18 protein-coding genes and 1 pseudogene are annotated in these 10575 nt (G+C 41.3%); 16 read left to right on the top strand and 3 right to left on the bottom strand.

Annotated elements, in window-relative coordinates; all coding sequences use genetic code 11:
* Window positions 1-45 precede the first annotated feature (45 nt).
* The 16 genes and pseudogenes from IC21_RS04190 to IC21_RS17200 all read left to right on the top strand — a co-directional run bounded on the left by IC21_RS04190 (window position 46) and on the right by IC21_RS17200 (window position 9141).
* Window positions 46-624 carry a response regulator transcription factor gene (locus tag IC21_RS04190; RefSeq protein WP_050996483.1) on the top strand — a complete coding sequence of 193 codons (579 nt, stop codon included), beginning with the start codon at window positions 46-48 and terminating at the stop codon, window positions 622-624.
* Window positions 625-646: 22 nt separating this feature from the next.
* Entirely contained in the window at window positions 647-1036 is a 390-nt protein-coding gene (locus IC21_RS04195; RefSeq protein ID WP_029142924.1) for an OsmC family protein, read from the top strand.
* A 21-nt stretch (window positions 1037-1057) separates the two neighbouring features.
* Window positions 1058-1762, top strand: coding sequence for a cytochrome c biogenesis CcdA family protein (locus tag IC21_RS04200; RefSeq protein ID WP_029142923.1), 705 nt, complete (start codon window positions 1058-1060; stop codon window positions 1760-1762).
* 227 nt (window positions 1763-1989) lie between these two features.
* Window positions 1990-2307: a thioredoxin gene (trxA, locus tag IC21_RS04205; protein ID WP_029142922.1), complete on the top strand. Its 318-nt coding sequence runs from the start codon at window positions 1990-1992 to the stop codon at window positions 2305-2307.
* Window positions 2308-2394: 87 nt separating this feature from the next.
* Window positions 2395-2967, top strand: coding sequence for a TlpA family protein disulfide reductase (locus IC21_RS15830; RefSeq protein ID WP_029142921.1), 573 nt, complete (start codon window positions 2395-2397; stop codon window positions 2965-2967).
* 1 nt (window position 2968) lies between these two features.
* Window positions 2969-3523: a prolipoprotein diacylglyceryl transferase family protein gene (locus IC21_RS04215; RefSeq protein ID WP_029142920.1), complete on the top strand. Its 555-nt coding sequence runs from the start codon at window positions 2969-2971 to the stop codon at window positions 3521-3523.
* 139 nt (window positions 3524-3662) lie between these two features.
* Complete coding sequence (locus tag IC21_RS04220) at window positions 3663-4238, top strand: class I SAM-dependent methyltransferase (RefSeq protein WP_029142919.1); 576 nt, start codon at window positions 3663-3665, stop codon at window positions 4236-4238.
* A 15-nt stretch (window positions 4239-4253) separates the two neighbouring features.
* Window positions 4254-4640: a DUF302 domain-containing protein gene (locus IC21_RS04225; protein WP_029142918.1), complete on the top strand. Its 387-nt coding sequence runs from the start codon at window positions 4254-4256 to the stop codon at window positions 4638-4640.
* Between the two features lie 82 nt (window positions 4641-4722).
* Window positions 4723-4983, top strand: a complete 261-nt coding sequence (locus IC21_RS04230) for a metal-sensitive transcriptional regulator (RefSeq protein WP_029142917.1) — start codon at window positions 4723-4725, stop codon at window positions 4981-4983.
* Between the two features lie 238 nt (window positions 4984-5221).
* Window positions 5222-5536, top strand: coding sequence for a rhodanese-like domain-containing protein (locus IC21_RS04235; RefSeq protein WP_029142916.1), 315 nt, complete (start codon window positions 5222-5224; stop codon window positions 5534-5536).
* Between the two features lie 14 nt (window positions 5537-5550).
* Window positions 5551-6117, top strand: coding sequence for a sulfurtransferase TusA family protein (locus IC21_RS04240; RefSeq protein ID WP_029142915.1), 567 nt, complete (start codon window positions 5551-5553; stop codon window positions 6115-6117).
* Between the two features lie 26 nt (window positions 6118-6143).
* Window positions 6144-6536, top strand: coding sequence for a DsrE/DsrF/DrsH-like family protein (locus IC21_RS04245; RefSeq protein WP_029142914.1), 393 nt, complete (start codon window positions 6144-6146; stop codon window positions 6534-6536).
* Between the two features lie 17 nt (window positions 6537-6553).
* Window positions 6554-7687: an MBL fold metallo-hydrolase gene (locus tag IC21_RS04250; RefSeq protein ID WP_029142913.1), complete on the top strand. Its 1134-nt coding sequence runs from the start codon at window positions 6554-6556 to the stop codon at window positions 7685-7687.
* An 18-nt stretch (window positions 7688-7705) separates the two neighbouring features.
* Window positions 7706-7933, top strand: a complete 228-nt coding sequence (locus tag IC21_RS04255) for a sulfurtransferase TusA family protein (protein WP_029142912.1) — start codon at window positions 7706-7708, stop codon at window positions 7931-7933.
* 44 nt (window positions 7934-7977) lie between these two features.
* Window positions 7978-8748: pseudogene (locus tag IC21_RS04260) on the top strand (sulfite exporter TauE/SafE family protein); the annotation flags it as partial.
* Window positions 8749-8778: 30 nt separating this feature from the next.
* The gene (locus IC21_RS17200) at window positions 8779-9141 is read left to right on the top strand and encodes a rhodanese-like domain-containing protein (RefSeq protein WP_168940111.1); all 363 of its coding nucleotides are present in this window, start codon (window positions 8779-8781) and stop codon (window positions 9139-9141) included.
* A gap of 144 nt (window positions 9142-9285) precedes the next feature.
* Here the strand turns inward: IC21_RS17200 and IC21_RS17525 are convergent, their stop codons facing one another.
* From IC21_RS17525 to IC21_RS17210, 3 genes are all read right to left on the bottom strand, one after another.
* The gene (locus IC21_RS17525; RefSeq protein WP_073193879.1) at window positions 9286-9672 is read right to left on the bottom strand and encodes a spore germination protein; all 387 of its coding nucleotides are present in this window, start codon (window positions 9670-9672) and stop codon (window positions 9286-9288) included.
* Between the two features lie 50 nt (window positions 9673-9722).
* Window positions 9723-10208 carry a spore germination protein gene (locus tag IC21_RS17530; protein ID WP_029142909.1) on the bottom strand — a complete coding sequence of 162 codons (486 nt, stop codon included), beginning with the start codon at window positions 10206-10208 and terminating at the stop codon, window positions 9723-9725.
* A gap of 6 nt (window positions 10209-10214) precedes the next feature.
* The coding region (locus IC21_RS17210) for a hypothetical protein (protein ID WP_235801102.1) at window positions 10215-10575 on the bottom strand (361 nt) is incomplete at its 5' end.

Raw genomic sequence — 10575 nt, forward strand, 5'->3', positions numbered from 1 at the left:
TTTTGAAGCTCTGGACACCTCGTATCATACCAGGGGGGCTCTTTTTTGTGCAAACCTCAAATTTCCTTCATTACAGGAATGCTCCTTGAACAGCATTTACCAAAGCTTGATGGCAATAGCTTATGTCATGAAATCAGAACAAAATGGAAAAGCGATATGCCGATCATATTTATTTCTGCTATATCGGAGAAAAAAGAGATAATTGAAGGGTTAAGGTTAGGAGCGGATGACTTTGTAACAAAACCTTTTGACCCGGAAGAATTGATGGCAAGGATTCGGACTGTCATTCGCCGGGCGGGCGAGCATTGTCTGAAAATCAGTTATTTCGGTCTGACATTAAAGCAAAGAAAAAGGGAAGTTTGGTTGGAGGGGAAAAAACTACAACTTACAAAAACAGAATATCGCCTATTATATTTTTTAATGAAAAATCCCAATCAGGTACTAACAAGGCAGCAACTTATTGAACGCCTCTATCCATTGAATGAAAAGCATGTGTATGATCGGACAATTGACGTTCACATTAAAAAATTACGAGAAAAAATTGAGAAGCGCCCGTCTTCCCCAACGAGAATCATAACCGTAAGAGGACTTGGTTATATGTTTCAAGTTGATGAAGATTTTTGAAAAGAAAAGAGGTAGAAAAATCATGAAATATAAAATGACTGAGAAAGGCTTCTCAAGTGATTTTGAATATGGGACTTTGAATATTTCAAGCGAATCAGAATATGGATTCCGCCCCTTCCAGTTGCTTGTCTCCTCGATTGCAGGTTGTTCAGGTGGCGTTCTACGTAAAGTCATGAAAAAAATGCGTCTCGACGTTGACCATATTGAGATTGAAGCAAAGGTGACGCGCAGTGGCGGACAAGTCAATATTGTGAAAAAAATGGAACTGACATATGTCATATATGGCCGTGCATTAAATGAAGAAAAAGTAAAAAAGGCGCTGGATGTAGCAATGAAAAATTGCGCAATGGCGCAATCCGTCAAGGACGCCATTCAAATCGATAAAAAAGTGAGAATCGTTCCATCGAATTAGACGACAGAAGGTGAAAAATCAATGGATTTAACGGTATTTCTAGCGTTCGGCGCAGGGTTTTTATCTTTTATTTCACCTTGTTCACTGCCGCTTTATCCCGTTTTTTTGTCATACATCACAGGCGTTTCGGTCGATGAACTTAAAGAAAACAATGGTTTCATTAAAAAAAGGGCTTTTCTTCACACATTCTTTTTCCTCCTCGGGTTTTCGATCATCTTTTTGGCGTTAGGTTTATCAACTTCCGCGGTGGGAAATCTCTTTTTTAAGTATAATGCCGTTATTCGTCAAGTGGGTGCCATCTTGATTATTTTCTTTGGTTTAGTCGTTCTTGGCTTTTTTAAACCGGCATTTTTGTTGAAGGACCGGAAAATCACCTTTAGAGAGCGGCTATCCGGCTATGTTGGCTCTATTTTAATTGGAATTGGAACAGCAGCAGGGTGGACGCCATGTACAGGCCCGATTCTAGCCAGTGTCATTGCACTTGGTGTGACTCACCCAGGACAAGGGCTCATTTATATGTTGTTTTATGTTTTAGGTTTTGCCGTACCATTTGTGATCTTCGCCTTTTTTATTGGGCGGTTCAACGGGATCAAAAAATACCATCTTAAATTAACGAAAGTTGGCGGGGCCTTAATGATTGTGGTTGGTGTATTCTTATATTTTGACTGGATGAGTAAACTTTCTTCCTATTTAACGCAATTGTTTGGCGGTTTTACAGGATTTTAATCTATACATCATCCTTGCAGGGTAATGCAGTTGCATCTTCATACCCCATAGGGTATAATGGGTAGGGAAAGCGGGGGTGAGTATGAAAAAGCTTTGGGATCAAGTTAAAAAGGTTTGGCAGTCCCTTTGATTTTCCAAAAAGATACTGTTCCTGGCAGGAATGGCTTATGTTCTGTATCGTTGGGTTCATCGGTTGTTTTGATCATTGAAAAACGGAGGGTATTTAAATGGCTATTGTTAATGTAGACGATACAAGTTTTACAAACGTTATTCAAAATGAAAAATTCGTATTAGTGGACTTTTGGGCAACGTGGTGTGGCCCCTGTAAAATGATGGCCCCGGTCCTAGAAGAATTGGCGGCGGATTATGAAGGACGGATTACTGTTGCCAAGTTGGATGTTGACCAAAATCCGCAGACGGCTGCCGCATTTGGGATTATGAGTATCCCGACGATGATCGTCTTTAAAGAAGGTCAGCCGGTAAAACAACTTGTCGGTTACATGCCCAAAGAATATTTGGAAACACAATTAAAAGATCTCTTTTAGTGCCGACGCACTTTTAATGGACACTTCATCATCCAATGACCGCTTGTTATAGGAAAAATGTTTCACATTGATGAAGGGGTTATGCCAATGGCGGGCTGTAAAATTAAAAAAACAAAAACAACAAAAGAAAGAGGTTTCATGGCGGTGGCTTTCCTATTAAGCTTTCTAGTCACTGTGTGGATGAATACACACAAGCCAATTGATTCGGTTGAAAAAGAAGAATCGGCTCCATTACCGAATTTTACAGCACCGCCTTTTTCTTTAGAGGATTTACAAAACACCCAGACATTTACCTTGGGCGCAGATATGAAGAAACCTGTGATTGTCAATTTTTGGGCATCATGGTGTCCACCGTGTCGAAGTGAAGCTCCTGAACTAGCGGCATTTTACAATAAAAATAAAGAAAAAATCAATCTTTATGCCGTGAATGTCACGAAAAGTGACCGTTTAAAAGATGTTCGGGATTTTTCTAAGAAGTATGGGTTGACGTTTCCCGTTTTATTAGATCGAGATGGCACAGTAAGTCAGAGATATTGGGTGACAACGATCCCTACCACATTCCTTATTTCTAAAGATGGGGTAATTCTTGACCGTCATATTGGGTATATTAGCCAGTATAAGTTATATCAATATTTAAACCATTCTGGTTTGGGTGAATGATATGGCGCAATCGATCATGTTAGGGGGTTTAGCGATTAATAAAGCTGTTCTCGTTTATGGATTAGGTTTTTTATTAGCCTACCTCATTTTACGGAAACAAGATCGCCAACTCTTATCCCTCTTAAGTTATATGATTTTAATCACATTATTTTTTTATCGATTTGGCGGCTTTTTTTTCGATCCAGGGATGTATTTGAAAAATCCCTTATTATTTCTACAAGCAAATGGCGGTACAAGAGAATGGGTAACGGGGCTTTTAGCGGCAATGATGTATGTCATGGTGATGAAAAAGCGGCATTCCTTCGGCATCGGAAAATTAGCCGACATCGCCGCTGTTGGTTTTTTCATTATAACGTTTGTCAAAAACCTTTTTTTCCCGATTTTCGGGGATAAAACTTCCTTGCCTTGGGGAATCTCCATAAATGATGGTACGCAGTCATACCACCCCATTAACCTGTATTATTGTTTGTTAATTTTAATATTGGCTTTTATTCTTTGGAAAAGGCATGATGCTTTTGGTAATGGTCGTTATTTTACAAACCTCATGTTTTACTGAGGATTTGGGACGATGCTCATATCTCACTTAAACAGCCAACCCATTACGTTTCTATATTTAACAAACGACCAATGGATGTCTGTTTTGTTCATGTTGGCAGGCGGATTATTCACATTCTATACGAAAGGATGTCTAGTTAATGAGCCATCATCGGTTTGACCCTGAGAAAGCGAGTCTCTTGCTCAATCCTGAAAGAAAAGAAAAATTACCACCGGATCAAATATTAGCCCTCCTCGAGCTGAAAAAAGGGGATATTGTTGCGGACCTCGGTTCCGGTAACGGGTTTTTTACCATTCCCATAGCTCAAAAAACTGAAACGACGGTTTATGCCGTCGATATAGAGCCGAAAATGCTTGACGGGCTTAAAGCTTATGCGAGTCAGGAAGGTGTCACGACGATTCGTCCAATTGTTTCTGATTTAACCGAAATGGCCATTGCTAACCAAGCCGTCGATAAAATTTTTAGTTCCCTTGTTATGCATGAGATTTCGGATTTAGAGAAGGCCATTCAAGAAATGAGAAGAATCTTAAGGCCTAATGGGAAACTTCTTATTTTAGATTGGGAAGCCGTTGACATGAATGAGGGACCACCGCTTTCGGTAAGAATTCCTTCTGACAAACTCAAAGCGGTTTTTGAAGGCCAAGGTTTTTATGTTGAAAAACGGAAGATTAACGAAGGCATTTATGCTTTAAAAATGTCCATGCTTGAAAAATAAAGGAGGAACGACGCAATGTTTCATTATACCGTCAATTCATCTAAAAATTTAGAAGAAACGATTAAGTCCGTCAGCGAAAGTTTAAAGGAAGAGGCGTTTGGCGTCCAATGGGAATTTAATATTAATGAAAAACTCGCTGCTAAAGGCTTCGAACTTGACGGTCAGTATAGGGTTTTAGAGGTCTGTAACCCTAAAGAGGCCCATCGTGTGTTAAGCGCTAATCCTTTGGTTAGCTATTTTTTGCCTTGTAAAATTGTTGTCTACGAAGAAAAAGATAGACAAGTCAAGGTAGGTATGCCTAAACCGACGGCACTTATCAATTTGGTTGAAGATGAAGGCTTGAAAAATATTGCAGCCGATATTGAAAAGCGCCTCATTACTTCCATTGAAAAAAGCGTTTAAAAATTGGGGGGGCCAAGTGCTTGACGGGTCTACCCCCATGCGTATATAGTAGCCTTGCAATAAAAATAAAGTGGGGATTCGTATGCAGTATGATACTAAAATCAAAAATCGTATGAAAAGAATAGAAGGACAAGTACGCGGGATTTTAAGAATGATGGAAGAGGAAAAGGACTGTAAGGACATCGTCCCCCAAATGGCTGCGGTCCGAAGTGCCATTGATAAAACCATTGCCCTTGTTGTCAGTACGAATTTAGAACAGTGTATTCGTGCTCAAATCGAAAAAGGGGAAGGGACAGAAGATATTATTCAAGAAGCCGTTCAACTCCTTGTTAAAAGTAAGTGAATCTTCAACAATGTTAAATCTAAAAGGCGCTTTATTTAAGGGGCGTGCACCGTCTTGTAAGGAACTTTTTGTGTTTAAAAAGAACAGCCTGAAAAAAGAGCCCCTTGACATGACTTTGGTCGCGCGTTATTATATACCCCGTTGGGTATTTAACAGCATTTTTTAAATGTGTGTATACCCTATGGGGTATGCAGAAGTGCTCGTTCATGGCTTTTCTAGAAAGGTGGTGACAAACGTGATCCAACAAATTCTTCCTGAAGAACTTTATAAAAAAATAACAAATGGTGAAACGATAAGCGTCATTGATGTACGGGAAGATGATGAAGTGGCACAAGGGATGATTCCAAGGGCTAAACATATCCCGTTAGGTGAGCTTGAGAACCGTTTAAATGAATTGGACAAAGAAACTGAACATATCATGGTGTGCCGCTCTGGGGCACGGAGCACTAAAGCCTGCCAAATCATGTTGACAAAAGGTTTTAAGGTTAAAAACATGGTAGGCGGTATGATTAGCTGGGAAGCCAAATACGGGAAATCAATGGTTGTTGATTGAGGTGATTCGTAAACATGGAAATAAAGGTTAACCAGGTATTGGATGCTCAGGGGCTCTCCTGTCCTATGCCGATAGTTAAAACAAAAAAAGCAATGGATGCGCTCGAGCCGGGGCAAGTGATCGAAGTTCGGGCAACCGACAAAGGTTCCACAGCGGATATCCAGGCGTGGGCAAAAAATGTCGGGCATCAGTATCTTGGTACGCTTGAAGACGGAGAGGTACTAAAACATTATTTGCGTAAAGCCTCCGCAAAAGAAACGAAATCGGAAGCTAAACACCCCTTTACAATCGACCATCGCTCTTTGAAAGAAAAAATTGAAAATCAGGAAGAGATGACTATCTTAGATGTAAGGGAACCAGCCGAATATGCCTTTGGTCATATTCCCAGTGCCAAACATATACCCTTAGGCGAATTGGAGAATCGGCTGAAAGAAATAGACCCTAATCTTCCGGTCTATGTTATATGCCGTTCGGGTCATCGAAGCGATTTGGTCTGCCAATTACTTTCCGAAAAAGGGTTTAAAAAAGTCTTGAATGTCATTCCAGGGATGTCAGAATGGGACGGACCTGTTGAAAAATAAACACTTTAATAAATGGAGGTATATAAATGACAAAAGTAGCGATTATTGCGGCAAATGGTGGATTATTTGACGCTTATAAGGTGTTTAATATTGCCACAGCAGCGGCTGCTTCAAATGCCGAAGTGGGTATTTTCTTTACGTTTGAAGGATTGAACCTGATTCATAAAGAAGGCCATAAAAATTTGCCTATACCTGAAGGCCGCGAACATTTTCAAGAAGGTTTTCAAAAAGCAAATGTTCCTTCCATTGAAGAACTCATAGAGATAGCCAAAGACCTTGGCGTAAAACTCATTGCCTGTCAAATGACCATGGATGTCATGAATCTCAAAAAAGAGGATTTTATTGACGGGATTGAAGTAGGCGGTGCGGCGACCTTCATCGAATACGCCAAGGATGCCAATATCACTCTAAGCTTTTAAGGGAGGCGGTTTACAGCATGGCTTTAAAGAAAATGACACCACAAGAATTAGCACAAGTTGTTATTAACGGGGAGAAGTTATTTATCCTCGATGTGAGAAATACTGACGAATTTGATGATTGGAAAATCGAAGGAAAAGGGATAGACATTATTAATGTCCCGTACTTTCATTTATTAGACGGCGTTGATGGGATTTTAGAAGATCTCCCAAAAGAGGCGCCCATCCTTGTCGTCTGTGCGAAAGGCGGATCCTCCGAATTTGTTGGCGAACAAATCGTGGAAAAAGGATTTGATCAAGTCTTCTCGCTGGAAGGTGGCATGAAAGCATGGAGTGAATATTTGGAACCAGTAAAAATTGCCGATCTTCCAAATGGCGGAAGCCTTTATCAATTCATCCGCTTAGGTAAAGGTTGTTTGAGTTATATGGTTGTATCTGATGGTGAAGCGGCAGTTGTCGATGCTGCACGGATGATCGATGTTTATGAAAACTTTGCGAAGAAGAATAATCTTACCATCAAATCAATTATTGATACACACCTCCATGCCGACCATATTTCCGGAGGCAGGGCGCTCGCTTTAGCAACTGGGGCAACGTATTATCTCCCGCCGAAAGATGCGACGGAAGTGACGTATCAATATGAGCCATTAGAAGAAGGTCATGATATTGTTGTCGGCCATTCGACAATTAATGTTCACCCGATTTATTCACCTGGTCATACCATTGGAAGCACGTCGCTTATCATTGATGACAAATATTTATTAACCGGAGATATTTTATTTGTTGAATCGATCGGTCGTCCGGATTTGGCGGGAAAGGCTGAAGACTGGGTATCCGATTTGCGCGAGACACTTTACAACAAATATAAAAATCTGTCAGATGATCTCATTGTCCTCCCTGCCCACTTTTCACATATTCGCGAAATGGGAGAAGACGGTGCGGTTAAAGCCAATCTCGGTACACTTTATGAGGTGAACGAAGGTTTGCAAGTGAAAGACGAGGAGACTTTCCGCAGGATGGTGACAGAAAATCTTCCACCACAACCTCATGCTTATCAAGACATTCGACAGGTGAACATGGGTAAACTCACGCCTGACTTGGATGAACAACGTGAGATGGAAATTGGCCCGAACCGTTGCGCTGTACATGAGTAATAAAGGGGAGGGGTGACAGTGGAATCTGAAAAAATCTTAGATGCTAAAGGACTATCTTGCCCTATGCCTGTTGTGAAAGCAAAAAAGGCAATCGATGACTTGCAATCTGGTGACATATTGGAAGTCCATGTCACAGATAAAGAGGCGAAAAACGATATGCCGGCATGGGCTAAGGCGAGCGGACACCAGCTTGTAAAGCAGACCGAAGAAGGTAACATCCTTAAGTTTTGGATTAAAAAAGGTTAAGGGTGCAGTTTTTTGCACCCTACCTTTTAAAAGAAGGGGAGAGTATGTCTTTTTTATTCATCCTTTTATTATTTTTCCTCGGTTTCATTGGGTCGTTTCTTTCCGGGATGCTTGGTGTTGGCGGTGCCATCATTAATTACCCCTTAATTTTATTTATTCCGCCGCTATTTGGTCTACCATCTTTTTCTGCCCATGAAGTTTCTGGGATTGTGGCGGTTCAAGTTTTTTTCGCGACGTTAAGTGGCGTATTGGCTTACCGTAAAGGTGGTTATTTAAATAAGACCATCATTTTGGTGATGGGCAGCAGTGTTTTAACGGGCAGCTTGGTCGGCGGTTTCGGTTCCCGATACCTCACGGAGAATATGGTGAATGTCATATATGGGGTGCTGGCTTTAATCGCCGTCATTCTCATGTTTCTTCCAAAACGGTCGGGAAAAAACGAGGAGGAAGCATCGTTTCGCTATAATAAACCGCTAGCCGCCGTTTTATCGTTTTTAGTCGGCTTAAGTGCAGGTATTGTAGGGGCTGGTGGCGCTTTTTTACTTGTACCCATTATGATTTCCGTCCTTGGTATACCTATACGGGTAACTGTAGCAACATCTCTAGCTGTCACCTTTATTGCTTCCATCGGAACAGTTAGTGGAAAACTTTTCTCACACCAAATTGCTTTTCTCCCATCACTTATTGTCATAATAGCAAGTCTTGTCGCATCGCCTCTAGGGGCTAAACTTGGCCAAAAGCTTAAGCCTTCTCTACTAAAGTGGATTTTTGCTGGTTTAGTTGTTATGGTCGCCATTAAAATATGGAGCCAAATATTCAATATAAAATTATATGGGGTGATGAGTATGCCTAATTGGCTTTTTTACATTGTCATTATAGCTGTGGTCCTGTGGTTAGTATTAAGGCGTTTTGGTGGGGTAAAAGGTGTCCAAACCATCACGGCAAGTGAATTAAAAAACCAACTAAAAGATAAAAACAAACAATTTATTGATGTGCGCACGCCGGGCGAATATAAAAGCCGGCACATTCGTGAATTTAAGAACATTCCACTCCATCAATTGCCTCAAAAGGTCAATCAACTGTCAAAAGATAAAGAGGTCGTTGTCATCTGTCAAAGCGGAATGAGAAGTGCGAGAGCTTGTAAAATCCTCAAGCAAAACGGGTTTGAAAAAGTAACTAATGTTAAAGGCGGCATGAACGCTTGGTAATGCCCGTTTTTAATGTTTGTCTTTCAAATCAGCATTAAGATAAAAACGCTCTGCCAGAATCAAAGTAGCCTGGCAGAGCGCAGTTTTTTAAAACGGTAAGACCAATAAAATCACTAGCTTAGAACCACCAATTGTAGGTGAATATTAATTTACGTTGATGCTGGTACGGCTAACCAGATGTGCTTGGGCGGCAGCTTGGCCAATGACCAGACTACCGACGATATTTAGAGCGGGACCGATCACCCCTGGCACAAATGCGGTGGATTCCAAAAAAATGTCCAGCAAAACAAACAAGGCGAGGACTTCAACCAAGAACGGATAGGGGACCGTTGCTCGGTCACTAGCGATAACGAGACCCAGATTTTCGGGGATTATTCCCGTATTGACAGATAACAGAGCTACAAATAAAGAAGGGGCGTATAAGGCCAACAATAAAGAGACCAAACGGATCAAACGAACAAACAGAGGAATAATGCTCCCCTGGTTGAGGTACTCTGCCGCTTGCATCATATTGACCATCACGGTTGGCAAAAGAGCGGCAAATGGTGATCCTTCGAGTAAAATCGCGATTCTTCCCTGATTCAGGAAGTAGACACGCGGACGGGAACTTCAGTAAGTTCATACAGCGGAAATACCGTTTGATTTCTGCAAATGATCAGTTCCATCAAGTCCTTGTGTCCGACGATGCGGTCAATATGTATTTTTTTGAGATTCGTTGAAATTTCCTTGACCCAATCCGGATTTGCCACATCACGCAAATAAACTAGTGCCACCTTGCTTTTTGAACGTTCGCCTGCGGTAAAATAGGTCACAGTCAGATTGACGTCCTTAATCCACCGCCGAAACAATCCAACGTTCGAATCCAGATCCTCAACAAAACTTTCCTTCGCCCCCAGAAACACTTTCTCAATCGTCGGTTTTTCAACCGTTCTTGTTTTGATCTCGGCGAGAGGAATCGAAACCACCTGCCCCTTCCACGATCGATGGGCAATAATAACATTGCCTTTCATTAAATCGGACAAAACATCTTCAAGTTTATTCAGTGCTTCTCCTCTGGCGAACAGCATTTTCCACTAACCAGGGGTTTTGGCCAAACGTTCAAATTGGGGAACGATTTCATCGTACAAGCGTCTTAAATCCACAATCGTCTCAAGATAATAATAAACTAGGTTTGCCGATTCAATTTGGATGGTTTGCAGGTCGTCGCTGGTGATGAGGGATGAGAGGCTTTCAATCATCTGCTCAAATTTTGTCGGTAATGGCGAGTTACCTTCGGATAGATCCGTAGTCCGGGTTATAGAGGAGCCCCTGGATTTCCGGTTTCTTTTCAAGAATCGCATTTTTTGTATGTGTAAAATTTTACTCGAAGGGCAGATGAGTGGAAAAAAATGGGAAGACGCTCTATCATTTAAATGTACGCTTGTGGGCGAATAC

The sequence above is a fragment of the Heyndrickxia coagulans DSM 1 = ATCC 7050 genome (assembly GCF_000290615.1).
In the GTDB taxonomy this organism is placed as follows: domain Bacteria; phylum Bacillota; class Bacilli; order Bacillales; family Bacillaceae_C; genus Weizmannia; species Weizmannia coagulans.